This window comes from Belnapia mucosa, assembly GCF_016775475.1.
In the GTDB taxonomy this organism is placed as follows: Bacteria; Pseudomonadota; Alphaproteobacteria; order Acetobacterales; family Acetobacteraceae; genus Belnapia; species Belnapia mucosa.
Genome location: NZ_JAEUXJ010000001.1, coordinates 248,242 through 272,501, shown reverse-complemented (window position 1 = coordinate 272,501; position 24,260 = coordinate 248,242). Strand labels below are relative to the sequence as shown.

The 24,260-nt window shown below is 72.8% G+C and carries 19 protein-coding genes and 2 tRNA genes; 9 read left to right on the top strand and 12 right to left on the bottom strand.

The features are described 5' to 3' along the window. Positions 1-24: 24 nt before the first annotated feature. Positions 25-390, bottom strand: coding sequence for a cupin domain-containing protein (locus tag JMJ55_RS01290; RefSeq protein ID WP_202823674.1), 366 nt, complete (start codon positions 388-390; stop codon positions 25-27). Between the two features lie 178 nt (positions 391-568). On the opposite strand from JMJ55_RS01290, the gene JMJ55_RS31875 reads away from it, so the two are divergent. Beyond that, complete coding sequence (locus JMJ55_RS31875; RefSeq protein ID WP_328702552.1) at positions 569-2,977, top strand: PAS domain-containing protein; 2,409 nt, start codon at positions 569-571, stop codon at positions 2,975-2,977. Here JMJ55_RS31875 and tsaD read toward each other — a convergent pair. Next, positions 2,967-4,010 carry a tRNA (adenosine(37)-N6)-threonylcarbamoyltransferase complex transferase subunit TsaD gene (gene tsaD / locus JMJ55_RS01280; protein ID WP_202823672.1) on the bottom strand — a complete coding sequence of 348 codons (1,044 nt, stop codon included), beginning with the start codon at positions 4,008-4,010 and terminating at the stop codon, positions 2,967-2,969. The two genes, JMJ55_RS31875 and tsaD, sit on opposite strands and share 11 nt — an antisense overlap. A gap of 41 nt (positions 4,011-4,051) precedes the next feature. Between tsaD and JMJ55_RS01275 the strand changes: the two genes are divergently transcribed. The 4 genes from JMJ55_RS01275 to JMJ55_RS01260 all read left to right on the top strand — a co-directional run bounded on the left by JMJ55_RS01275 (position 4,052) and on the right by JMJ55_RS01260 (position 7,588). After that, positions 4,052-4,789 (top strand): uroporphyrinogen-III synthase, encoded by a 738-nt coding sequence (locus JMJ55_RS01275; protein WP_202823671.1) that lies wholly within the window; start codon positions 4,052-4,054, stop codon positions 4,787-4,789. Positions 4,790-4,797: 8 nt separating this feature from the next. Beyond that, positions 4,798-6,150: a hypothetical protein gene (locus JMJ55_RS01270; protein ID WP_202823670.1), complete on the top strand. Its 1,353-nt coding sequence runs from the start codon at positions 4,798-4,800 to the stop codon at positions 6,148-6,150. A 4-nt stretch (positions 6,151-6,154) separates the two neighbouring features. Further along, positions 6,155-7,465, top strand: a complete 1,311-nt coding sequence (locus tag JMJ55_RS01265) for a heme biosynthesis HemY N-terminal domain-containing protein (RefSeq protein ID WP_202823669.1) — start codon at positions 6,155-6,157, stop codon at positions 7,463-7,465. Between the two features lie 48 nt (positions 7,466-7,513). After that, positions 7,514-7,588, top strand: a tRNA-Thr gene (locus JMJ55_RS01260). A gap of 19 nt (positions 7,589-7,607) precedes the next feature. Here the strand turns inward: JMJ55_RS01260 and JMJ55_RS01255 are convergent. Both JMJ55_RS01255 and JMJ55_RS01250 read right to left on the bottom strand, forming a co-directional pair. Beyond that, positions 7,608-7,841: a hypothetical protein gene (locus JMJ55_RS01255; RefSeq protein ID WP_202823668.1), complete on the bottom strand. Its 234-nt coding sequence runs from the start codon at positions 7,839-7,841 to the stop codon at positions 7,608-7,610. Positions 7,842-7,933: 92 nt separating this feature from the next. Next, complete coding sequence (locus JMJ55_RS01250; RefSeq protein WP_202823667.1) at positions 7,934-9,247, bottom strand: NtaA/DmoA family FMN-dependent monooxygenase; 1,314 nt, start codon at positions 9,245-9,247, stop codon at positions 7,934-7,936. 92 nt (positions 9,248-9,339) lie between these two features. On the opposite strand from JMJ55_RS01250, the gene JMJ55_RS01245 reads away from it, so the two are divergent. Then, complete coding sequence (locus tag JMJ55_RS01245) at positions 9,340-10,677, top strand: MFS transporter (RefSeq protein ID WP_202823666.1); 1,338 nt, start codon at positions 9,340-9,342, stop codon at positions 10,675-10,677. Here JMJ55_RS01245 and JMJ55_RS01240 read toward each other — a convergent pair. Together JMJ55_RS01240 and JMJ55_RS01235 are read right to left on the bottom strand one after the other, a co-directional pair. After that, a complete protein-coding gene (locus JMJ55_RS01240; RefSeq protein WP_202823665.1) occupies positions 10,617-11,507 on the bottom strand; it encodes an NAD(P)H-hydrate dehydratase in 891 nt (296 codons plus the stop codon). The two genes, JMJ55_RS01245 and JMJ55_RS01240, sit on opposite strands and share 61 nt — an antisense overlap. Then, a complete protein-coding gene (locus JMJ55_RS01235) occupies positions 11,504-12,262 on the bottom strand; it encodes a histidine phosphatase family protein (RefSeq protein ID WP_202823664.1) in 759 nt (252 codons plus the stop codon). Before JMJ55_RS01235 ends, JMJ55_RS01240 begins: the two co-directional genes overlap by 4 nt. A gap of 116 nt (positions 12,263-12,378) precedes the next feature. Between JMJ55_RS01235 and JMJ55_RS01230 the strand changes: the two genes are divergently transcribed. After that, positions 12,379-13,641, top strand: coding sequence for a Gfo/Idh/MocA family protein (locus JMJ55_RS01230; RefSeq protein WP_202823663.1), 1,263 nt, complete (start codon positions 12,379-12,381; stop codon positions 13,639-13,641). 10 nt (positions 13,642-13,651) lie between these two features. Here JMJ55_RS01230 and JMJ55_RS01225 read toward each other — a convergent pair. The 3 genes from JMJ55_RS01225 to JMJ55_RS01215 all read right to left on the bottom strand — a co-directional run bounded on the left by JMJ55_RS01225 (position 13,652) and on the right by JMJ55_RS01215 (position 15,323). Further along, a tRNA-Tyr gene (locus tag JMJ55_RS01225) sits at positions 13,652-13,733 on the bottom strand. 37 nt (positions 13,734-13,770) lie between these two features. Beyond that, on the bottom strand, positions 13,771-14,316 hold the full coding sequence (locus JMJ55_RS01220) for a hypothetical protein (protein WP_202823662.1): 546 nt from the start codon (positions 14,314-14,316) through the stop codon (positions 13,771-13,773). Further along, on the bottom strand, positions 14,313-15,323 hold the full coding sequence (locus JMJ55_RS01215; RefSeq protein ID WP_202823661.1) for a hypothetical protein: 1,011 nt from the start codon (positions 15,321-15,323) through the stop codon (positions 14,313-14,315). Before JMJ55_RS01215 ends, JMJ55_RS01220 begins: the two co-directional genes overlap by 4 nt. Positions 15,324-15,511: 188 nt before the next feature. Here JMJ55_RS01215 and JMJ55_RS01210 point away from each other — a divergent pair, with 188 nt between their 5' ends. Beyond that, the gene (locus JMJ55_RS01210; RefSeq protein ID WP_202823660.1) at positions 15,512-17,149 is read left to right on the top strand and encodes a peroxidase family protein; all 1,638 of its coding nucleotides are present in this window, start codon (positions 15,512-15,514) and stop codon (positions 17,147-17,149) included. Positions 17,150-17,172: 23 nt separating this feature from the next. Next, positions 17,173-17,598 carry a hypothetical protein gene (locus tag JMJ55_RS01205; RefSeq protein ID WP_202823659.1) on the top strand — a complete coding sequence of 142 codons (426 nt, stop codon included), beginning with the start codon at positions 17,173-17,175 and terminating at the stop codon, positions 17,596-17,598. A 10-nt stretch (positions 17,599-17,608) separates the two neighbouring features. On the opposite strand, the gene JMJ55_RS01200 is transcribed toward JMJ55_RS01205, so the two are convergent. From JMJ55_RS01200 to JMJ55_RS01190, 3 genes are read right to left on the bottom strand one after another with little or no spacing between them, the layout of a single operon-like run. Beyond that, the gene (locus JMJ55_RS01200) at positions 17,609-19,660 is read right to left on the bottom strand and encodes a BTAD domain-containing putative transcriptional regulator (protein ID WP_202823658.1); all 2,052 of its coding nucleotides are present in this window, start codon (positions 19,658-19,660) and stop codon (positions 17,609-17,611) included. A gap of 36 nt (positions 19,661-19,696) precedes the next feature. Next, complete coding sequence (locus tag JMJ55_RS01195; protein ID WP_202823657.1) at positions 19,697-20,965, bottom strand: YcaO-like family protein; 1,269 nt, start codon at positions 20,963-20,965, stop codon at positions 19,697-19,699. Positions 20,966-20,996: 31 nt separating this feature from the next. Next, positions 20,997-24,077: an Ig-like domain-containing protein gene (locus tag JMJ55_RS01190; RefSeq protein ID WP_202823656.1), complete on the bottom strand. Its 3,081-nt coding sequence runs from the start codon at positions 24,075-24,077 to the stop codon at positions 20,997-20,999. Between the last annotated feature and the right edge of the window lie 183 nt (positions 24,078-24,260).

Here is a 24,260-nt window from a genome sequence, read left to right as displayed (position 1 = left end):
AGTCTGCGCCCCGGCCGCTGCCGGTCAAGCCGGGTTGAAGTCGAAGTCGCCGTCGCGGGACTGCCATTCCTGCACCGTCAGCACCTGGGCGCCGCCCTCGCTCTCATGCGGGCCATGCACCTGGCCGGCGGCATGGGTCAGGAAGGCGCCGGGGCCGAGCCGCCTTCCGGCATCGATCAGGTCACCGCTGAGGACGTAATGCATCTCGCTGCCCTGGCGGTGGGAATGCGCCGGGATATGCCCGCCGGGCGGAATATGGACGATGCTCGTCACCACGCCGCGCGACTGGTCCTCGTTCAGCAATTGGATGCGGAACTCGCCCTTTCCGCCTGGAATCATGAAGGGCGTCGCCGCGACCTCCGTCGCCATTGCCTGCACCGTATCCGCCATGCGCCCCGTCTCCCGGCCCTTGATCCGGCGGGCAACGCCCCGTCCGGAGGCCGGGTTGCCGATACGCCTCCCGAATTGTTGAGCAGGCATGGACCGCTCGGCAGTCGCATGGCCGCGACCGCCATCCTAAAGGGAGGTTCCCGGTTTCGGGACTCAACCAGGGCGCGTCACGGCATCGGTGGAACGGGGAACCCTCAGCCTTCGCGCGCTGATGCTGCTGCTCGTCGGAGCGGTGGCGCTGCCGCTCACCCTCCTGGCGGGGCTTGGCGTCTGGCAGGCGCATGAGCAGGCCTGGGCGCGCGCCGAGTCCGAAGCCCTGGGCCAGGCGCGGCTGCTGGCGGCGGCGGTGGACCGCGAATTCGACCGGCTGGAGGTGGGGCTGCGGGCGCTGGCCAATTCCACCGCCCTGGCCGAGGGCCGGCTCGACGGCGTCGAGGCGGAGATGCGCGCCCTTTCCTCCCAGCTGGACGGCACGCCGATCGGGCTGGTGAAGGCCGGCGGGCCGCAGCTGGTCAGCACGGTCTGGCCGCCGGGCGAGCGGCGGCCGGAGGCAACCATCCCGCCGGCGGTGGTGGGAAGCCTGGCCAGCGGCCGGGCCGAGATCAGCGACCTCATCACCAGTCACAATACCGGCCGGCAGGTGATCGCGGTGGTGATGCCGGTGCCGCCGCCGGCGCCGGATGGCCGGCCGGGCCCGGTGCCGCCGACCCATGCCTTCGCCGCCGCCCTGCCGCCGGGCTGGCTCGCCACGGCGCTGCGCCGGCCGGCAGGGGCGGAGGCGGAGGCGCCGATCGTCACCGTCATCGACCGCACCGGCCGGATCGTCGCCCGCAGCCGGGGCGAGGCGGAATTGCTGGGGCGGGCGGTGCGGCCCGCCTTCCTCGACCGCCTGCATGGCGCCGCCGAGGGCATCTTCACCAATGCCGCGACCTATGAGGGCGAGTCGGCGCGCTTCGCCTTCGCCCGCGCCCCGCGCAGCGGCTTCACCGTGGCCCTGGCCCTGGCGGAGGCGGATCTCCAGGCGCCGCTGCAGGAGGCGCTCGGCCGGGTCGGGCTGCTGGCGGCCGGCATCCTGGCCGCCGGGGCGGCGCTGGCCGCCTGGCTCGCGGCGCGGATCGCCCGGATGCTACGGCGGCTGGGCGCCGCGGATGCCAGCCGGCCGCTGCTGCGGGAAGTGGACGAGCTGGCCGGCGCCATCGCGGCGCGCGACCGGGCGATCCAGCGCCTGGCCGAGAGCGAGCGGCGTTTCCGCGCCCTCGGGGCGGCGGGCGCGCTGGTGCTGTGGCGGGGGGATGCGGGCGGCGGCATCCTCGAGGCCGAGGGCTGGGAGACGCTGACCGGCCAGCCCGATACGGCGCTGCGCGGCGATGGATGGCTGACCATGCTGCACCCGGCCGACCGGAATTCGACGGTGGCCGTCTGGGGCGCGGCGCGGTCGGCGGGCAGTCCGGTCGATGTCGAATACCGGGTGCGGACCCGGGCAGGCGATTGGCATTGGGTGCGCGCCCGCGGCGTGCCGGTCGGCGATGGCGATGCGCTCGAATGGGTCGGCGTGGTCGAGGATGTGCATGAGCGGCGCCTGGCGGCGCTGGCCCTGGCCGAGCGGCAGGAACGGCTGCGGCTCGCGGTCGAAGCGGCGCGGCTGAACACCTGGGAATACGAGCCGCCGAGCGACCGCGGCACCCGCGCCGCCCGGGTCGAGGAGGCGCTGGTGGCGCCGGAAGGTTCGGGATTCCGCTTGGCCGACTGGATCGCCTCGGTCCATCCGGAGGATCGGGCGGCGGCGGAGGAACAGTTGCGGTCGCTGATCGAGGGGCGGAGCGCCGCCTTCCGCGCCGAATTCCGGGTGCGCCGCCGGCCGCCGGCCGAGGGCTGGGCCTGGATCGCCACCTATGGCGCGGCCGTGGAGCGGGATCCGGCGACCGGGCAGGCGCTGCGCCTCGCCGGCGTCTCGCAGGATGTCACCGAGCGGCGGGAGGCGGAGCAGCGCCGCACCCTGCTGATGCGGGAGGTGGACCACCGGGCGAAGAATGTGCTGGCGGTGGTGCAATCCGTGCTCCGCCTGACCCGGCGCGACGACCCAGCCCGCTTCGCCACCGCGGTCGAGGCCCGGGTCGCGGCGCTGGCCCGGGCGCATACGCTGCTCGCCGAGGCGGGCTGGGCCGGTGCGGAGCTGCGCGAGCTGGCGGGGCGGGAATTGGCCGGCTGTCCAGCCAGAATGGAGGGGCCGCGGCTGACCATCGCCGCCGCCGCGGTGCAGCCCCTGGCTATGGTGCTGCACGAGCTGGCGGCCAATGCCGCCAAGCATGGCGCGGCGACGCGGCCGGAGGGGCGGATCGCCCTGACCTGGCGGCTGGAGGGCGACCGGCTGCTGCTGGCCTGGACCGAGCAGGGCGGCCCGCCGGTGCAGGCGCCGGCACGGCAGGGCTTCGGCTCCCGCATGATCGAGGCGATCGTGCGGAACCAGCTCGGCGGGACGCTGGAGATGCGCTGGCTCGCCGCCGGGCTGGATTGCCGGATTTCCCTGCCCGCGGCACGGGTGGTAGCGGGCGAGGAGGCATCCCCCGTGCCGGCCGCTACGCCGTAAGCTGATCGAGCGGCCAGCGCGGCCGCGGCGCATGGCCGAGCGGGTCCGTGAGACCGCGCCGCAGCCGCTCGATCCCTGCCCAGGCGACCATCACCGCATTGTCGGTGCAGAGCCGGATGGGCGGAGCAACCATCGGCAGCCCACGCTCCCGCGCGGCGCCAGCCAATGCAGTGCGCACCGCGCCATTGGCAGCGACCCCGCCGGCGACGACCAGGGCGGTGGCGGCTGGCAGCATGTCGAGCGCATGCCGGGCGCGGTCGGCCATCACCGCCGCGACCGAGGCCTGGAAGCCGGCGGCGAGGTCGGCCCGGTCCGCCTCGGGCAGCGCCCCCGGCGGGTGGCGGGCGACAGCATGGGCGACCGCGGTCTTGAGGCCACTGAAGGAGAAGTCGCAGCCGGCGCGGCCGAGCAGCGGCCGCGGCAGGCGGATGCGCGCGGCATCACCGGTGGCGGCCAGCCGTTCCAGCGCGGGGCCGCCGGGCCAGGGCAGGCCGAGTAGCTTCGCCGCCTTGTCGAAGGCCTCGCCCACCGCATCATCGAGGGTGGTGCCGAGCCTTCGGAAGTGGCCCACCCCCTCCACCGCCACGCACTGGCAGTGCCCGCCCGAGAGCAGCAGCAGCAGATAGGGGAAGCGGGCACCGCCCTCGACCAGGCCCGGCAGGGTCGCGGTCAGGGCATGCGCCTCAAGGTGGTTCACCGCGACAAAAGGCAGGCCATGGGCGATGGCGAGGCCCTTGCCGAAGGAGGCACCGACGATCAGCCCGCCGATCAGCCCGGGGCCCGAGGTGGCGGCGATGCCGGCGAGATCGGCGAAGCCGAGCCCCGCTTCCGCCATCACCCGGGCGGCGAGGCGCGGCAGGTGGTCGAGATGGGCCCGGGCCGCGATCTCCGGCACCACCCCGCCGAAGGCCGCATGCTCCTCAAGCTGGCTGAGCACCGCCTCGGCCAGGATAGTGCCGTCGGCGCGCAGCACCGCGGCGGCGGTCTCGTCGCAGCTCGATTCCAGGCCCAGCACCGCGGCCGTGTCGTCCATCCGCCCTTTCCCCGTCGAAACGCCGGTTCTATGACGCGCCGATGCCGCTTGACGACCCCCACCCGCCCCCGACCGGCATATTGGTCACCCGGCCGGAGCCGGGGGCGGCGGAGACGGCGCGACGCCTGGCGGCGCTGGGTTGGGACCCGGTGGAGGCCCCTGCCCTGCAGCTGGCCCCGCGTCCGCTCGTCGCTCCAGAGGCGGCGCAGGCCCTCCTACTGACCAGCCGGGCGGCAGTGCCGGCCCTGGCGAACAGCGCCCTGCCCCGCACCATGCCCGTGCTGACGGTCGGCGCCGCCACAGCCGAGGCGGCGCGGGCGGCGGGTTTCGCGAACGTGATTGCGGCCGACGGCGATGCCGCGGCGCTGGAGACGCTGGTCGCGGCACGGCTCGTCCCAGCGGCGGGACCGCTGCTGCTGGCGGTCGGCGCTGGCTATGCCCAGGATCTGGCGCTGGCACTGCGTCGGCGGGGCTTCCGGGTGCTGCGGCGCATCGCCTATGCCGCGGCACCGGCCCCAGACCTGCCTGACCCGGCGCGGGCGGCGCTGCGGGAGGGGCGGGTCGTTGCTGCGCTGTTCTTCTCGCCGCGTTCGGCGCAGTGTGCCATCGCCCTCATCAGGCAGGCCGGGCTGGCCGCAACCACGCCGGCGCTGGTCGCGTTGGCGCTGAGCCCCAGGGTCGCGGCGGCGCTGAGCGCGTCGCCCCTGGCATGGCGCGCGGTACGCGTTGCTGACCGGCCCGACCAGGACTCACTACTGCAACTGCTCGGACCCAGGTAAGCCGCACCATGAGCAAAGCACCCGATTCCAAGGCGAAGGCGGCCGCCGCCTCGCCACCCCCGCAGCCCACCGCCGCGGCGCCCCCGCCGCCGCCGCGCAATTCGCCACTCAACCCGCCACGCCAGCCGGGGCTGCTGGCTGGGCGGCGGCTCGACCCCGCGGCGATCATGATCGGCATCGGCGGCCTCGTGCTGGTGCTCGCGGTCTGGTGGCTGCTGGTGACGCCGCGCTCCTCTTCGGATGCCGCGGTCGATCCGGCGCGGGTGGCGCAGATCGAGCAGCGGCTGACCGCGCTCGACGGGGTGCGCGGCGAGGTCGGGGCGCTCGGTGCCCGGGTGCAGGCGGTGCAGCCGCTGGAAGGCCGCGTGCATGCGCTGGAAGAGCGCCCGCGCCCGGTCGATATCCGCCCGCTCGAGACCCAGCTCGCGGCGCTGACCGAGCGGCTGGCCGGGCTGGAGCGCAACACCACCGGCGCCGGCGAGCGCGACGCGGCGGTGGAGCGCCGGGTGCAGGCGCTGGAGGCGAAGCCCGCCATCGATCCCGCCACCCTCGCGCCGCGCGAGGCGGTGGATGCGCTGAACGGCCGGATCGAACGCCTGACCGAGCGGCTGGAGGCCCAGGCCAAGGCGCTCGAAGCCCAGGGCAAGACACTGGACGACCGGCTGGCCGAGGCAGCACGCGCTGCCGAGCAGCGCCAGGGGCAGCAGGACCAGGCGCTGCAGCAGCGCCTCGGGCAGCTCGACCAGGCGGCCCAGCAGCGCGGTGCGGCGCTGGAGCAGACCATCACGCAGCGGCTGACCGCGCTGGAGGGCACGCTCACCCAGCGCATGACAACGCTGGAGCAGGCCCAGGCGCGGATCGCCGCGATCGAGGGACGGACGGCGCGGCTCGCTGCGGTGGACGGGCTGCGCGGGGCGCTGCTCGCTGGCCAGCCGCTCGGCGATTCCCTCGGCCGCCTCGGCCAGGGGGCGCCGCCGGCGCTGACCCGCTTCGCCCAGGTGGCCCCGCCGACCGAGTCCTCGCTCCGCCTTTCCTTCGAGGATGCGGCCAAGGCGGCGCGCGCCGCCTCGGATGCGGCACAGGCGCCGGATGGCAGCCGTGGCGGCGTGGTGGACAGCGCCCTCGCCCGGCTCGGCGGGCTGGTGACGGTGCGGCGCGGTGACCAGGTGGTCTGGGGCGATGCCGCCGAGGGACAGATCGAGCGCGCCCGGCGGGCGCTGGAGGCCGGGGATATCGAGATGAGCCTGACGGAGATCGACAAGCTGCCGCCCCCGGCGCGGGCGGCGATGCAGAACTGGGCCGAGCAGGCGCGGGCCCTGGTCGCGGCGCGCAGCGCGCTGCGCCAGCTGGCGGCGGGCTAGGCCGATGCTGCGTGCGATCTGGATCCTGCTGCTGCTCGGCATCGGCGTCGCGGTGGCGATGTATCTGGGCGAGCTCGGCGGGACGGTCGAGATCCAGGTGGGCCAGGCCTATGTGGGCACGAGCTTCCCTATCGCCCTGCTGATCCTCTGCCTCACCTTCCTGCTGCTCTACGCCGTGCTTGCGGCGATCGGCGCCCTGCGGCGCTGGCCGTCCCGGATGCGGGCACGGCGCGAGGCGCGGCACCGGCGCGAGGGCGATGCCGCGGTCTCCCGCGCGCTGGTCGCGCTGGCCGCCGGCACTGCCGATGCGGCACGGCTGGAAGTGCGGAAGGCGCAGCGGCTGCTGGGCGAGACGCCGCAGACCCTGCTGCTCTCGGCCGAGGCGGAGCGCCTGTCCGGCCATGAGGAAGCGGCGGCGGCGGTGTTCCAGAAGCTCGCCGAGCGGGATGATTCCCGCTTCATCGGACTGCGCGGGCTGCTGCGCCAAGCGATGGCGCGCGGCGACTGGGAAGCTGCCGCGCAGCTAGCGCAGGAGGCTGAGCTGGTGCAGCCGGGTGCGGCGTGGCTGCGCGAGGCGCGGTCCCAGCTCGCGCTCCAGACGCGGAATTGGCGGGAGGCCCTGAGCCTCGCCCCGGCGGGCGAGCCGCAGCAGCGGGCGCCGCTGGCCCTCGCCGCGGCGGGACAGGAACCGGACCCGGCGAAAGCCGCCGAGCTGGAGCGGCAGGCGGTGCAGGCCGACCCGGCCTTCGCCCCGGCGGCCCTGGCTTATGCCGAACGGTTGCGCGCCGAGGGCAGCCCGCGCCGCGCCAAGGCGGTGCTGGAGGAGGCCTGGGTGCAATCGCCGCATCCGAACCTCGCCGAACCCTATCTGGCCGATGAGCGTGACCCGCTGATGCGGGTGAAGGCAGTGGAGCAGCTGATCCGACGCAATCCGACCGCAGCCGAAAGCCGGCTGCTGCTGTCGCGGGTGGCGCTTGCCGCCCGGCTGACCGGCCGCGCCCGCAGCACGCTCGAGGCGCTGGTGCAGAGCGGAGATGCGGATCGGCGGGCCTATCTCCTGCTCGCGGAGCTGGAGGAGGCGGAGCATGGCGAATCCGCCGAGGCCCGCGCCGCCCAGTCGCGCTGGCTGCGCGAGGCGGCCGGCGCCCGGCCGGAGCCGCGCTGGCGCTGCGGGCAGTGCGGGACGGAGCAGCGCGCTTGGGCCCCCGCCTGCCCCGCCTGCGGCACGGTGGGGCGGATCGGCTGGGGCCTGGCGGCGGAGGGTGTGGAGCCCGGACCGCGGCCGGGGCCAGCATTGCCGGCCTTGGCCGGTTAAGGTGTTGCCGAGGCGGGCGCCCCGCTGTATCAAGCGCCCGCCTGCGTGGCCGACATAGCTCAGCGGTAGAGCAACTGATTCGTAATCAGTAGGTCCCCAGTTCAATCCTGGGTGTCGGCACCAGTGCTTCCCAACAAGCGGTTCAAGCTGCCAGCGGCGTCGATTGCGGCCGCCAGCGCTGACCCTCTTCCAGCATCACCAGCACCTTCTGCCCATCGCGCCAGGCATCCTCGGCGCAGCAGAAGCTGCGCTCTGCGCGTTCGGTCAGGGTGTCGCAGCCTTCCTTGTAGATGCGCCAGGTCCAGCGCCGTGGATGGCGGGACTGGAGCTCGACCTTCACATAACCATGGAACTGCTTGCGGCGCTCTGCTTGCATGGTCCACCCTGCTGCGAAACCTGTGGTGGCATGACGCAGCAGACCGCAGCCGGATCATTCTGGTTTGGGTCACATCGGCGTAAGTCGGGTGGTTAGTCCAGCTCCCGCAGATTCTCCCGCAGCGTCCGTCCGCGATACTCCCGCCGCACCAGGCCGCGCCGCTGCAGCTCCGGCACCACCATGCGGCCGAATTCCTCGAAGGTGCTGGGGAAGACGGTGGGCGGCAGGATGAAGCCGTCGCAGGCGCCGCTCTTGAACCAGTCCTCCATCCAGTCGGCGATCATCGCCGGCGTGCCGGCCAGAAGGGCGCGCGGGCGGCGCACCGCCTCGGCGAAGCTGATGCCCTGCTCGCGTGCCACCTGCAGCATCCGGTCGCGGTGGCCCTGGACGCCCTGGTTGCTGCCGCCGCCATCCAGCGCCTCCGGCGTCTCGATCCGGCTGAGATCGGCGACCACCGACCAGGAACTGGCGGCCAGCACCAGCTCGGGATCGACCAGGGATTCAAGATAGGCAGCACGCTCGCGGGCGATGCTCTCGGTCTCGCCCACCACCACGGTGACGGAAGGCAGGACGGCGCAATGCTCGGGCGGGCGGCCGAAGGCGGCCATGCGGCGGTGGATGTCCTGGCGATAGGCCAGCGCATCCGCCTTGGTCGCCGGGGTGCAGAACAGCGCCTCGCCCCAGCGTGCGGCAAAATCCCGCCCGCGCGGCGAGGAGCCGGCCTGCATCAGCACCGGCCGCACCTGCGGGCTGCGCGGGATCGACAGCGGGCCCTCGGTGCTGACATGCCGGCCCTGGTAATTGGCGGGGTGAATCTTGCCGGGATCGGCGAAGCGGCCGCCCGCGCGGTCCAGCACCAGCGCATCCTCCTCCCAGCCGGACCAGAGCGCGTCGCAGGCCTCCAGCACCTCATCGGCCATGTCGTAGCGCTGGTCCTTCGGCGGCAGGCCGGCGGGCATGCTGCAATTCCGCGCCTCGAAGTCGCGCGCCGTGGTAACGACATTCCAGGCGGCGCGGCCTTCGCTGAGAAGGTCGATCGAGCCGAGATAGCGGGCGATGATGTAGGCCGGCATGAAGCTGGTGGAGAGCGTGATGCCGAGGCCGAGATGCCGCGTCACCCGCGCCATCAGCGGCAGCAGCGCCATCGGATCGACCAGTGTGAGCTGCCCGCCGCGGCCGACATAATCGGCATAGCTGCCCTGGTAGAGATCGGGGATGCCGAGCCCGTCGGCGAAGAAGAAGGCGTCGAAGCAGGCGGCTTCCAGCACGCGGGCGATATGCTCCCAGCGGCCGGGGGTGAAGAGGTCGTCGAGGCTCGCCTCCGGATGGCGCCAGCTGCTCGGGTAGCTGGCCGAAGGACCGGCCTTCAGATAGGCGACCAATGCCATCCGGCGCCGCTCGGCCATGCTGTCTCTCCTCTCCTGCTGCCCTCACGCCCACGGCAAGAACCGGGCCGGGATGCCGGCGTTCGGGCCCCGCCGGGATGCGGGAGGAGAGTATGGCAGTCATTGAAGCCAAGACACCGCGCATCCGGGCCATCCAGCGCACCGCGCTGGCGCTGCTCGTCATCAGCGGCGTCGTCAATTACATCGACCGGGCGACCTTGTCGGTCGCCAATCCGCTGATCCGCGAGGAGCTGGGGCTGTCGGTCGCGGATATGGGGTTGCTGCTCTCGGCCTTCCTCTGGGCCTATGCGCTGGCGCAGCTGCCGGTGGGCGCGCTGGTCGATCGGCTGGGGCCGCGGCTGATGCTCTCGCTCGGGCTCGGCCTCTGGTCGCTCGCCCAGGCGGCGGGCGGGTTGGTGCACAGCTTTGCCCAATTCTTCACCGCCCGCGCCGTGCTCGGCCTCGGCGAGGCACCGCAATTCCCGACCGCCGCCCGGGTCAGCCGCGACTGGTTCAACCCGGCCGACCGCGGCACCGCGACCGGCATCTGGAATTGCTCCTCGACGCTCGGCACCGCGCTCTCGGTGCCGCTGCTGACCTTCCTCATGCTGCATCTCGGCTGGCGCTGGATGTTCGGCATCATGGGCGCGCTCGGCGTGCTGGTCGCGCTGGCGGCCTATGCAATCTACCGCAACCCGGCCCAGACCGTGCTGACGCCGGAGGAACGGCGGCACCTGACCGAGGGCGAACCGCCGCCGGCCGCTCGCCTCACCTGGCCGGAATGGCGCCGGCTCTTCGGCTTCCGCACCACCTGGGGGATGCTGATCGGCTTCTTCGGCACGATCTACGTCACCTGGATCTACGGCGCCTGGCTGCCGAGCTATCTGGAGATGGAGCGGCATATGAGCATCGCCCGCACTGGGGTGATGGCCGCGATCCCCTTCGCCTTCGGCGTGGTCGGCAGCCTGCTCGGTGGGCGGCTGGCGGATGCGCTGGTGCGGCGCGGCGTCTCGCCGATGAACAGCCGGAAATGGCCGATGGCGGCGGCGCTCGCCGGCACCGCGGGTTTCACCGCCGCGGCGGCGCTGGTGGCGGACAACAACCTCGCCATCGCCTGCATCTCGGCGGCGATGTTCCTGTCCTATGTGTCGAGCTCGACGGCCTGGGCCATGGCCTCGGTCGCGGCGCCGGCCAATTGCACCGCTTCGCTCGGCGCGATGCAGAATTGCGGCGGCTATCTCGGCGGCGCGCTGGCGCCCACCGCGACCGGCTTCATCGTGCAGGCCACCGGCTCCTTCGCGCCGGCGCTGCTGCTCGGCGCCGGCGTCGCGCTGGTCTGCTCGGTGCTCTACTTCCTCATTGTGCAGGAGCCCATCCCGCCGCTGGCCCTTCAGCCTAGTAGCGAGGCCATGATGCCCGGCACCTCGCCGGGAATCTCCCGGGCGAGATAGCCGACGGGGCCACGGGCGCGGGCGAGTCTCTCGCCCGCCTCCGCATGCAGGAAGACGCCCCAGAGTGTGGCGGCCAGCGGCACCGCGCCGCGAGCCAGCAGCCCGGCAATGATGCCGGCCAGCGTATCGCCCGAGCCGGAGGTGGCGAGGCCGACATTACCGCGGCCGCAGAGCCAGGCCTTGCCGTCCGGCGTCACGACATGCGAGCAGCCGCCCTTCATGTCGACGACGGCGCCGAAGCGCATCGCCGCTTCCCGCCCCGCCGCCAGCGGGTCGGCGGTGACCCGTGCCTCGGGCCAGTCGAGCAGATGTGCCATCTCGGTCGCATGGGGCGTGAGGATCAGGCACCCGGCATGGCGGCGCAGCGCCTCGCGGCTGCCGGGCAGGGCGGCGAGCGCCGCGGCATCGAGCACGAGGGCCGGGCCGGTCGCCACTTCGGCGAGCAGGCCGGAGGTGAATTGGCGCGCCGTCTCGATCTCCATCATGCCTGGCCCTACCACCAGCGCGTCGCAGCCGCCGCAGCGATGAGCCAGCCGCCCGGCCTCGGTCGGGTCGATATCGCCCTCCGGCGTCTCGGCGAGGCCGGTGACACGCGCCTCGGGCATGGCCAGCGCCAGCTGCGCCGCCATCGACCGGACGGTGGCGAGCTGCACCTTGCCCGCGCCGGCCCGCAGCGCCGACTCGCCGGTCAGCAGGGCGGCGCCCGGCACCTCGACGCTGCCGCCGATGACGAGGACGCGGCCGCGGGAATTCTTGTCCGCCCCTTCAGCATGAGAGGGCAGCGGCATGCTCCGCAGCAGCTCGGGCGTGATCGGGGTCGGGGAGCTCATCGGGCGGCTACCGGCGCATCGGGCTCGGCTGTCACCGGCGCACCCTCGGCCTCGATCGGGATGGTGTGGTTGTAGGCGCGCAGCACCAGCCCGCCGCGCGGCCCGGCAGCCGGGTCGAAGGCATAGGCGGTGATGCTGCAATTGGCGACATCGCCTTCGGCATCCACGGCGAGGATCTGATCCTCCGTCATGCCCTCGATCAGGTAGCGCAGGCAGAGTACGACCACCTGATGCGCCACGATCATCACCCGCTGCCCGGCATGGTGCAGCGAGATGGTGTCGAGTGCGCCGCGCAGCCGCAGGATCACGTCGCACCAGCTCTCGCCGCCCGGCGGACGGTGGTAGAATTTGCCCAAGATGCGGCGCAGCTCCGCCTGCTGCGGATGCTCCGCCTCGATCCCCCAGCGGGTCAGCCGGTCGAGGATGCCGAATTCCTTCTCGCGCAGCCGCTCGTCCTGGAGGAAGTCGCGCGGGTCGGCCTCCATCCCGCCTTCCGCCTGCATCAATGCAGCGGTCTGCTGGGCGCGCAGATAGGGGGAGACGAAGACCACATCGGGCCGCAGGTCCTGGCCAGAGAACCAGCGGCCGAGGGCGCGGGCCTGGGACTCGCCCCGCTCGCTCAGCGGCACGTCCACATCGCGGGCCAGGGTGTCGATGCGCGGCAGGCGCGCGGCATGGGCCGCGTCGCGGGCGAGGTTCCCGGCGCTCTCGCCATGCCGGATGATCCAGAGGTGGTCGGGCCAGCGCTGGTTCATGGCTGCTCCTGTCGTCACGCAGCGGCAACGCGGCAGGGCGGCGCCGGTATGCGCGGGAATCGGCAACCCGCGACAGGGCGGCCCGTTCGCCTGGGCATCCCAGGAAAGCGACCTTCATGCCTCCCATTCCCAGCACCCGCCGCGGCCTCGTCCTCGCCGCCGCCGCGCTCGGCACGACCGGGGCCGGCGCGCCCGGCTACCCGCCCCCCTCCCCGATCGATTCCGGCAATGTCGAGGGCGGCCGCATCCGCTTCCCCGACTGGCGCGCCCCGGCCGATCCGCCGAGCGGGGCGCTGCCGCAGCCGCTGCCGCCCGGCGAGCGGGTCGGCTTTGCCGTGATCGGGCTCGGCCGCATCGCGCTGGAGGAGGTGCTGCCGGCCTTCGCCCAGTGCAAGACCGCGCGGCCGGTGGCCCTCGTCAGCGGCAGCCCGGAGAAGGCGCGCCTCGTCGCCGCGCAATACGGCATCCGGCCCGAGGCGGTGCATGGCTATGCCGAGATGGAGCGGCTGCGCGACGACCCGGCGGTGCAGGCCGTCTACATCGCCCTGCCGAACGGAATGCATCGTGAATACACCGAACGCGCGGCGGCGATCGGCAAGCATGTGCTGTGCGAGAAGCCAATGGCGACCAGCGCCGAGGATGCCCGCGCCATGGTCGCGGCCTGCGCCAAAGCCCAGCGCTGGCTGATGATCGCCTATCGCTCGCAATACGAGCCGACGAACCGCGCCGTCATCGCCCTCGTCCGCTCCGGCGAGCTGGGCAAGCTGCGCTTCATCGAGGCGACGAATACCCAGGCCAATGGGCCGGGGCCGCAATGGCGCTACAGCAGGCAGCTCGCTGGCGGCGGGGCGCTGCCGGATATCGGCCTCTATTGCCTGAACGCGGCCCGCTACGTCACGGGCGAGGAGCCGGTGGAACTGACCGCGACCACGCTGAGCCCCGAGGGCGACGAGCGCTATCGCGAGGTGGAAGAGAGCGTCGCCTTCCAACTCCGCTTCCCCTCCGGCGTGCTGGCGCGCTGCCTGTCGAGCTATGGCGCCTATCAGGACCGGATGCTGCGGCTGCAATTCGAGCGCGGCGCCGTCACCATGCCGCATGCCTTCGACTACCAGGGCCAGCGGCTGGTGGTGCAGCGCCGGGTCGGCGACGTCCCCGGCGAGGAGGAGCGGATCATCCGCCCCCGCAACCAGTTCGCGCAGGAGATCGACCATTTCGCCGGCTGCGTCCGCGAGAACCGCCGCCCGCACACGCCGGGCGAGGAAGGGCTGCAGGACCAGGTGCTGATGGAGGCGATCTACCGCGCCGCAGCGGAACAGCGGCCGCAGCATCTGCGCCCGCCGGCGGAGGCGACGCGCGGGCCGGAACCGCAGCAGGGGTAGAGGAGAGGAATGGAGGGGGTTGGATTCGAACCAACGTAGGCTGAGCCAGCGGATTTACAGTCCGCCCCCTTTAGCCACTCGGGCACCCCTCCGGAGAGCCGGGGGGATATCCGGCTTCACCCTGCCCTGTCAATCCGCAGAGGCCTGTCCGGCGAGGAACTCGCCCAGCCAGCGGATGCGTGTGGCCTGGAGGTTCCAGGCCGTGGCCTCGGGGCTGCCCTCGGGCGGGTCGGGGACATCGGCCCGCACTTCCTCCCCGCCGCGGCGGCCGCGCAGATGGGCGTAGCGACCGGCCGCCTCCAGCCGCAGCGCGCCGGCCGGGCCAGCCAGCCGGGCGATTCCGTCGCTGGGATGGAAGACGCCGGCCAGGCTGAGGCCGGGCGGGCAGTGGCGGAGCAGGAGGAATTGGTGCCCCTCCCCCGCCATCCTGAGGCCGAGAAAGGTCGCCTGCGGGCGCAGGCCGATCGGCGCCTCGGCCTCGCCCGGATCGCCGGCCGGACCGGCGCGGGCGATGCTGAGATACTCGCCCTCCTCTCCCCAGCGGCAGAGGATCAGCCATTCCGCCGTGGCAGGGCCGGAATGGTGGGGCGCGTCATAGGGAGCGAAGGCGAGGCTGCCGCGCATCGCCATCGCAAAGCCTTCGGGCACCATGGCGCGGGGATCGGTCTCGATCATGCACCGATGCTCCCGTTGGCTCCACGGCGGCAGAGCTCCAGCACCTGGTTCTCCGGATGGCAGTCCGGCAGCAGGCGGCAGAGCGCCAGCTCGGCCGGCGGCAGGCCATGCGCCAGGCGCAGCATCCCGGCGCCGTCGCGCTGGAAGCGGACCCAGTCGAGGCAGGCTTCGAGATAGCCGGCATCCACCGCCTCGCGGTCGGTATTGGCCAGCAGCAGCCGCCCGCCCGGGCGCAGCAGGGCGAAGCAGGCGGTGGTGACGGTATGGGCCAGCCGGTCCGTCAGGTCGTCGAACAGCATCGTCGCATAGATCAGGTCGAAGCCGCCGCGCGGCAGGGTGCCGTCGAAGGTCGCCTTGGGGCTGCGCTGCAGGGTCTCCACCCCGGCATGTTCCATCTGCACCAGGGCCAGCGAGGCGGCATCCTGGTCGAGCGCGACGAAGCGGCCGATCCGCCCCGAGCGCAGCGCGCGGGAGAGCCCGGCCTCGCGCAGATGGCCGCAGCCGAGGGCGAGGATATGCGGCGCTTGGCGCTCCTCCGCCGCCGCGTCGATCGCCCGCGCCATGATCCCGATCCGCTCCCGCGCCGCGACGGCCGACGGGGCGGCCGTGTCGCGGCGGAACAGCGCCGCGCCGAGCGGCGTGACCTTCTCATTCGTGAGCGCCGCCTCACCCAGATAGAGCATGTCGAGCATCGGGGCATCGCCGGCATAGCCGCGCGGCTTGTGAAAGCTGCGGCGCGCCAGCGGATTCTCATGCAGCAGGGGCAGCAACGGATGGGCGCGGAGCGCCTGGACGCTGCGCTGCCAGGCGGCAGGGGCGGCGGTGTTGCGCAGCCAGCGCAGCCCATCGGCGAGCGCATCCACCACGGCGCCCGGATCCTCCCCGCCGCGCAGCCGCGCCAGTTGCTCGTCCAGCAGCCGGCGCGGGTCGGGCGAGGCGGAGGCAAGCGAGGGGCGGGGGGTTCGCGCCGGGGGCTGGGCTGCGACCGGCATCGGCATATGGGTCATGGGGTCGCCTCATCCGCTGGGCCACCCTGGACCGGAGGTCCGGGCGGCGTCTGTCTCATGCGGCGGAGACTGGAACAGCCAGCGTGACCTCAGCGTGAATGCCGGGACCGGCCGCGGCTTCGGCGCGTAATTCACGCTGGCATCACGCAGGTGTGGGGAGGATCATTCCGGCACAAGGGAGGCAGGGGATGACGGGTGCGGCGCAATGCCCCTTCGGGGCCGGCATCACGGGGCCGCTGCCCGGCTTCCGCCACCTGTTCGGCTCGCCGGAGCCGAATGAGCGCTTCGCAGTGGACGGCGCCGACCCGCGCAGCAGCCGCGAGGCGTTGGCGGTGCTGCGGCGACGGATGCGCGGCCTCGCGACCCTGATGAATGAGCGGCCGGAGGGAGCGGCGGAGAATCCGGGCATCCCCTCGGGCTATACCTACCTGCTCCAGCTCATGGCGCATGATCTGGTCTCGACCACCATGGCCTTCTGGGCCGCCGAGGGGCCGGCGCCGGGCGTGGCCAATGCGCTCGGCGCGCCTCTGCGGCTGCGGACGCTCTATGGCGATGGGCCGGGCGCCTGCCCCTTTGCCTTCGCCCCCGACGATGCGCGCGACCAGTATCGCAGCCGGTTCCGCTTCTCCGCGGTTGGCGGCGATGCGCCGAAGACCGCGGCGCAGTATCGCGATATCGGCCGCGCGGCGACGCCGGGCGTCTCCGCCAGCCGCGGCGGACGCGGCGAGGCCCTGATCGCGGATTCACGGAACGACCAGAGCGCCCTGCTCTCCCAGGTCACAGGCCTGTTCCAGATGCTGCACAATGCGGTGCTGGAGATGATCCCCGCGCCCGGCACGCTCCCCGCCAAGCCGCTGCGCGAGGCCACGGCGGCCCGTTTCGCCTTGGCGCGGGAAGCGGTGACGCTGGTCTTCCGCACCCTGCTGCGCGACGACCTTCTGCCGCGCCTGCTCGACCCCGCGGTGCGCAACGCCTATGCGGCCGCCGGCGGCCCGCTGCTGGAGCCCCGCCCGGAGCCGGGCATGCCGCTGGAAGCCACGCATGGCGCGCTGCGCTTCGCCCATGCGATGCCGCGCGACCGCTACCAGATCGGCGGATTCACCGACGCGACGCTCGCCGACCTGCTGCGGCAATCCTCGACCCGCAGCCCGAATGCCATGCCGCTGACGGCGAAGTGGATCCTGCGCTGGTCGCAATTCTTCCCGCTGCCGGGGCAGCCCGCACCCAATCTCAGCATGCGGCTCGGGCCGCAGCACAGCGCGATGCTGCTGGGCGACGGGCTGTTCGACCCGATCGAGGAGGGCGACCCGGCCGGCCTCGCCTTCCGCGACCTGATGAGCGCGGGGCTCTGCGGCCTCCGCTCCGTCGCCAGCCTTGCATCGCGGGTGGTGCAGGCGGCGCCGCAGCTCGCGGCGCGCTCGCCGATGCTGCGCGACCGCGCGGCGCGGGAGGCGGCGTTGGCCGACTGGCTCGGGCGCGATGCGGAGACCAGCCTGCTGACCCCGGCCGATGTCGCCGCGCTGGCCGCCAATCCGCCGCTGCCCTTCTACGTGCTGTTCGAGGCGGAGCGGGAGGCCGATGGCCGGCATCTCGGCATCCTCGGCTCCCTGCTGCTGGCGGAGACCGTCCATGGCGCGCTGGCGCGGGAGCGGCTGGCCTCGGAAGTCGCCGGGGAAAGCCTCGCCCAGGCGCTCAACCGGGCCTGCGCCTTCTGGCGCCCCGGCTGGCATTTCCCGGATCCGCCGGCGGTGCATGACATGGCCGGCCTCGTCACCTGGCTGGCCCGGCGGCTGCATCTCGGCGCTGCCGATCCCGCCTTTCTCTAGACCCCGAGGAGAGGACCCAAGCGATGGCGATCGACCCGACCGAGCCGGTGAACATGGTGCCGGTGAATTACGAGAATTGGGGCAAGCTGGTGAAGAGCTGGGCCACCGGCGAGGACTACGTGAAGAACGGCCATAAATACCCGGTGCCGAAGACACTTGATGAGGTGAAGCAGCAGCTCAAATCGGCGCATACCGGCCTCACCCTGCCGGCGCGCATCCAGCATCTGCAGGTCGTGGTCGGACGCAGCGACACGCTGCTGCTGCGGCTGCCGCCGCCCGATCTGGTGAAGGCTTCGGAGAAGCGGCTGACGACCGAGGATTACGCCCTCCCCGCCTTCTATAACGACCATTATTCCGGCCAGGCGCCGACGCCGCTGCCGGACAAGGCGGCGCGGATGAAATTCCACGCCCAGCGGATCGGCGACTACTCGATCGCCAATTGCCAGTGACGGCGGGCGCCTACCAGTCGCCGTGCCGGGCGCCCTCGGTGGGCAGCCCGGCCAGTGCCAGCCCGTCGTGCAGCCGGGTCCATTCCTCGGCCCGGCGAATGGGATAGAGATGGAGCAGCCAGCGCACCGCTTCCAGGTCGCTCGGCGGCGGGCCGGTGCACCAGGCGGCGCGGATGCCGCGGAGATAGCGCTCCGCCGCCCCTCGCGCCTCCTCCAAGCGGCCGAGCCGGGCGAGCGCGGCGGCGCGCCAGGCCGGCAGGGTGCGGATCACATCCTGGGCGCGGTCGCAGGCTTCCAGCGTCGCCGCATCGTCGCCGCGCAGATAGGCGATGGTCACCTGATAGCCCCAATGGGTCAGGCTCGGCATCAGCGTCATCTCGAGCGACTGCGCGGCCAGCTCCGCCGCGCGCTCATGCTCGCCGCAAAAGGCATGGAACAGCGCGGTCGAGATCAGCGTCCAACTGTCATTCGGATTCAGCTCGCAGGCAAGGCGCATCGGCACCTCCGCCTGGGCATGCTGGCCGCTCATCGCCAGCGACCAGCCGAGGGTGAGCTGGGCGCGGGAATCGGTCGGGTCGAGATGCACGGCACGGCGGGCAAGGCTGACCGCGCGCGCCTCCCGCTCCCGCCCGCGCCGCTCGCCCGGATGGATGATGTGGACGGAATTCTCCATCTGGGCGAGGCCGCTATAGGCCGAGGAGAAGCCCGGCGTCGCCTCGATGCATTCGCGGAAAAGCTGCTCGGCGCGGGTCCAGTTCTGCGGGCTGAAGCTGCGGATCATCGCCGTCGCGCGCAGCCAGCGGTCATAGCTTTCGAGCGAGACATCGGATTCGACCGAGAGCCGCTGCAGCCGGGCGGAGGAGATCTGCAGGTTCAGCGCGATGGCGATGCGGCGGACGATGTCGCGATGCGCCTCGAACCAGCCATCCAGGCGCAGCTCCATCCGCTCCGACCAGACGAAGATGCCGCTATCCTGCTCGGCGAGGGTCAGCACCAGGCTGATCCGGTCGCCGACCTGATAAGCGGTGGCGCTGATGCGGTAGCGGCCGGAGACGCGACTGCCGGTTTCGGCCGCGGTCGGCATGGCCGGACCATCCACGACGAACCATTCGCGGAACCGCACCAGGCAGGCGATCAGGTCGTGGCGGAAGCCTTGGGCCAGATGAAGCTGCCCCTCGGCGACGCCGTTCAGTGCGAAGGGCTCGACCAGCAGGGCGATGCGGGCCGGGGCGCCGGCAGGGCGGGGCGCCGCCGGCTCCGAAGCGGCGGGCATGGCGGCCACCGGCATGATGCGGCCGAGCTTGATGTCGGCGACCAGGGCCTGGGTCGCGCTGGAGGGCTCGGTATCGTACTCCTCCTCCAGCAGCCGCCAGAGCTGCTCATAGGCGCGCAGCGCGCCGACCGTGTCACCCGCCTCGGCGCTGGCGCGCATCAGCACGCGGCAGGCTTCCTCATGCGTCGGGTCGAGATGGAGGATGGCTTCGGCCAGGCGCTGGCGGGCGGTGCGCGGCCCGGCCTCCGGCCGCATGGCTGATTCCAGCGCCCGCATCAGCCGTTCATGGTAGCCCTGGCGGGTCACCATCAGCCAGCCGCGGAAGGCGGGGTCGAGATCCTCGAAGCCCTGCAGCAGGGTTTCGCTCAGCCGCGGCGTGGCCAGCAGCAGCGGATGGGCCTGGCCACGCTCGGCGGTGCGCAGCACCTCCCGCGCATCGGCCTGCACCCGGGCGGGGTTGAGGCCGATGGCGAGGCGCCCGGCACGGAAGGCGGCGAAGCCAGCGGCGTCCAGCGCCTCGCGCAGCTCATGCACCACCTGGCGGAGCGAGGCGCGGGCCTTCTCCTCCCCGGTCTCGCTCCAGAGCAGGCCGACCAGCCGCTCGCGGCTCTCCTCGCCGGCCTCCATGAGGGTGAGATAGCCAAGCAGCGCCCGCGCCTTGCGGCTGCGCAGCCGCACTTCCCGTTCGCCGACGGTTGCGCGCAGCGGACCCGTGAGCGAAAGCTGGAGCGTCGGAGACGCCGTGGCTTGGCCAGGATCGGCATCGGCCTGCGGCGTTTGCTGCTGCATCAGTCTCCGGCCGGGCTACGGCATCTCATGCGGGTATTACAACAACGCAATTCGTCCATGCTGTCCATCGGCTGAGCCGCTTTCGATCAGAGTCCGGGCCAGTCTCGCGCCAAGAATGCGCGAGGGTTCCACTTCCAACCCTGGACAGACCATGCGTACCACCGGAATGCCGAGCTCCGGACGGGTGAGATCGAGGGCGAGGACCGGAATTCCGCGGGCATCGAGCCGGCCGATCAGCGACTCCATCGCCGGCTCCGGCAGGTCGGGCGCGGGATCGGCGGCGCCAAGCGGATGCAGCAGGGCGCAGTCGCCGGCACGGATGCCGTGATAGCGGGCGAGTAGCGCCTCGTCATGGGCGTTGAGGCGGCTGCCGGGCTCGGCCTGCTTCACCAGCACCACGGCATGCGCCATCTCCATCTGGGCCATCTCCAACACCGCGGCGCGGGCGGCGGCGGCGCGGCTGGGACGGGCGGCGAGGCCACAGCAGAAGCCATCGCCCGCCGGGTTGGTGGAGAGGGCGGCCAGCACCGGCACGCCGAGATCGGTGGTGAGGTCGAGCAGCCAGCTCCGCCGCCCCGCCTGCCCGGCGCGCAGGGTGGCGAGCAGCGAGGTGGCGGCAATGCTGGCCGGATCCTCCAGCGCCACCGGCCGGCCGCGCCGCCCGCCACGCCACCAGAGGGCAGCGGCATCGCGCTCGATCAGCTCCAGCAGGGCATGTTCGGCGGCGGCCTCGCGGGTCGGCCCGGCAGCGCAGCCGATGCTGAGCGGCCAAGGAGCCGGGAAGTCGGGCGCGGCGCGGCGTAGGAGGAGGCCGGCCGGCAGCCAGGCGGAGCCCGGGGCGTCGAGGCGGAGCAGTTCCAGCCATTCCGTCGGGGTGGCGCCAGCGGGCAGCAAGGCGGCGAGCCAATCGGCATGCTCGGGCGCGGCCGGGGCGGGGCGGAAGGCGGCGCGATCCTCTGCTGTCTCGACCGTGGAGAGCAGTTCCACCCCCTCCCCGACGCAGCCCTCGAAGGCGTCGAGCAGGCTGGCGCCCGTGCCGGAGGCCGCGGCCTGGGCGAAGCCGAGCGGCACCTCGGCGCCGAAGACGGCGAGGCCCGGGGCGGTCGGGCAGTCCAGGCTGAACAGGCGGGTGAAGCGGGCCGCAGCCCGGAGCAGCAAGGCGCGATTCCGCTCGGCCGGGCCGGGGCTGGCGGGGATGGGGCAGCCCAGCCAATCGAGGAACTCCGCCGCATCCTGCGCGGCAGGGCCGAACGGGTCGAGCAGGAGACGGGCGGCGTCCTCGCAGAGCGCGGCGGTGTCGTGCATGGGTCGAGGCTACAGGCGGCAGGGCGGCGCGTCAGCCGATCAGGACATCGCCGGCGGCGAGCGCAGCCTTTGGGACGTGCAGCAGGGTCAGGCTGTCGCCGCCGCCGAGATCGATGACGGCGCTGCCGGCTCGCTCGGTAGTGGCGGCGAGCACCGCGGCAAAATTGGCGAAGCCGCTTAAGCGCAGATGGTCGGCGCCTGGGGTGAAGTCGCCGATCAAGGTCGCGCCATGGCCGACCAGGAACAGGTCGGCGCCCGCACCGCCGAACAGGGTATCGCTGCCTCCGCCGCCATCCAGCGTATCCGCGCCGGCCCCGCCGAGGAGCCAGTTGCCGGAAGCGCTGCCGGTCAGGCTGTTGTTGCCGGCATTGCCGCGGCCGAACAGCGTGGTGCCGAGCAGCACCAACGCCTCGACATTTTCGGGGAGGGTCGCGCCGCCGCCCGGGATGTTGGCCAGAACGGTGTCCCAACCGCCACCCGGCCGTTCCATCACCCGCTCGCCCCCGCCATGGATCAGGTAGCGGTCATCGCCCGGGCCGCCGATCAGCAGATCGGCCCCGCCGCCGCCATCGAGGCTGTCGTCGCCACCCAGGCCACGCAGCAGATTGGCCCCGGCGGTGCCGGTAATGCTGTTGTCGCCGGCATTGCCGCTGCCATTGCGGGCCGCGCCGACCAGCCGCAGCGCCTCGACATTCGCCGGCAGCGTGGCGTCCACCGAGGCGAGCAGCGTGTCATGCCCGTCACCGGGCGGAACCTCAGGGCCGGGACCAGGGGTGTCCTGGATAAAGAGGTCGTCGCCCGGCCCGCCGCCCCCGCCATAGCGGAGGGTGACGGCGCCGAGCCCGCTGCCCTCCCAAGGGTTGCCGGCGGCATCGGTGAGGCTGGCGCTGCCCAGCCGCAAGCCGAGGATCTGCACATCCTGTGGCGCCGCGGCGAGATCAAGATGGAAGGCCAGCCGATCCGGCGAGGGCGTGCCGGCCAGCCCCGCCACCATCGCCACCCCATCCACCAGCAGGTCCAGCTCGGGGGCGCCGCCAGACAGGATGAGGGGTTCCGAGAAGAGCAGGGTCAGGTCGAAGGGCGCACCATGGCCGGGCGGCTCCGGCCGCAGCAGCACCGGTGGCTGCTGGTCCTCGGGCCAGAGGCTGGCGGCAAGCGGGCCGCTCGGAAGAGTAGCGTGGAGCGGATTGCCGGCAGCGTCCTGCAATCGGCCCGCCGGATCGTCGAGGCCGAGCAGGGTGATGCCGCTGCGGGCCAGGTCGCCCGGCTGCACCGCCAGGCTGAAGACAAGTTTGGTTGAAGTGCTGAGCGCCGCATCGAAGACCGCCGGCCGGATGGCAGCCCCGACCCCGACCAGCAGGGCAGGCAAGGCGTCGCCGGGGGCGAGGTGCACCGCCTCCGAGACCGCAAGGGTGAGACGGAGGGTCTGGCCGGGGATGAAGCGGGCGGTGGCGGGGGCGATAAGGGTGGCCTCCGGGACCACCCCATCCAGCAGCAGCCCGGCCAGGGACGGAGCGGCCGGCAGGCCGGGCAGCAGGACATGGCCAGCCGCGTCCTGCACCGCCCCCTCCAGACCGAGCAGCGTGAACCCCTGCCCAAGCAGGCCGGGCGAGACGATGAAGCCGAACCGGAGCAGAGTCGGATCGGTCCCGCCCGGGAGCATCGCCGCGGTCACCGCCTGGCCACCGACCGAGAGGTCGAGCTGGGTGGTCGGGCCGGCGATCACCGCCTCGCTGAGATGCAGGGCGATCACGACCATGGCACCTAGGCCGGCGGGACCGCCACTCTCCAGGGCGATGGAGGTGATCGCAGGCGGGTCGAAATCTGCCTGGACGAAGACCGAGGAAAAATCAGGCAGCGTACCGAGCGCGCCGGACCAGGCATTGCCGGCCCGGTCGGTCACGGTGGCGCCATCCAGCAGCAGCCGGCCGAGGGCAATGCCGGTCTGCGCCACCGCCTCCGCCTCCACCACCAGGCCGAAGGCGAGGCGGTTGGGCGCCGGCTGGCCGGTCAGCGCGGCCTGCCAAGTGGTGCCGCCGATCAGCACCTCCAGCACCGGTGCGCCGCTGCCAGCGAGTTGGACTGCTTCCGTGAAGACCAGGGTGAAGGCCAGCAGGTCGCCGGCCCGGTGATTGCCGGGGGCGGGGCCAAGGATGGCGGCGATGGCGGGCGGGGTGAGGTCCGCCGCGACCAGCACGCCAGAGAGGTCCGGCACCCCGGCCAGCCCGCCGGAAACCGGATTGTTCGATGTATCGGTGATGCTGCCGAGCAGCCCACCGAGGCCGATCCCGTCGCCGTCCGATACCCCCGCCGGCAGGATGAGGCGAAACGTCAGCCGATGCGGCGCCGGGCTGGCGAGGTAGCCCGCGGTCAGGATCTGGTCGCCGACCAGCACCTCCAGCCCCGGGATGGGGATGCCGGCGCCGGTATGGATCACGACCGGCTTGTTGAATTGCACGGTGATGTCGATCGCCTGGCCCGGCTGGTAATTGCCCGGCGCCGGGGCCTGGATGGCGGTGACGACCGGCACCGTGGTCTCGCCCAGGCGGAGATTGACCACCGTCCGGGTGGAGGTATTGCCGGCGCCGTCCTCGGCCTCGATCCCGATCGCGTAGTATTGGCCGAGCGGCAGGCTGCCGAGATCGAGGCTCCAGGCCCCGCCGGCCCCGGCCAGGGCGGTGGCGAGCAGGCGGTTGCCGTCCCAGGCCCGGATGATGGCGCCTGGCTCGGCGGTGCCGGCCACACTCGGCGTGGTGTCCACCGTCTGCCAGATGGGTTGGCTGCGGTCCCCGCTGGTGTCGCCGGCGAAGCCCGTGAGCAGCGGGGCGGCGGGGGCGGTCTGATCCACCGCGAGGCGGAAGGGGGCGCTGTCCCCGCCCGCATCCCGCGCGATGAGGGTGACCGAGGCCTCCCCGATCACATTGGCCAGGGCCTGCCAAATGCCGTCCGGCCCGGCGGTGGCGCTGCCGATCTGCACTCCGCCGAGCAGGAGCCGAACCGTGGCCTCTGGGGTGGCGGTGCCGAAGAGCATCGGGGCGGAATCGGCGGTGATGCCGTCGCCCGGCGTGCCGGTATCGTTACGAAGCCCGATGATGACGGGGGGCATGGCCATCCTGGTCCTGTCCGCTTTCGGGCCCAGGATGGGGCGGCAGAGGTAAAGGAAGCGTGGCAGGGATGCCGGGCGGGGCGTGGCGGGATGGGCGGGCCCTTGCTATATCGCATCCGCCGGGGCACCCGCGGGACGGCCAGGGCGCCCCGTGTCCGGCTGCGCGCGCGCCAGCGGGACGTCGCCTAT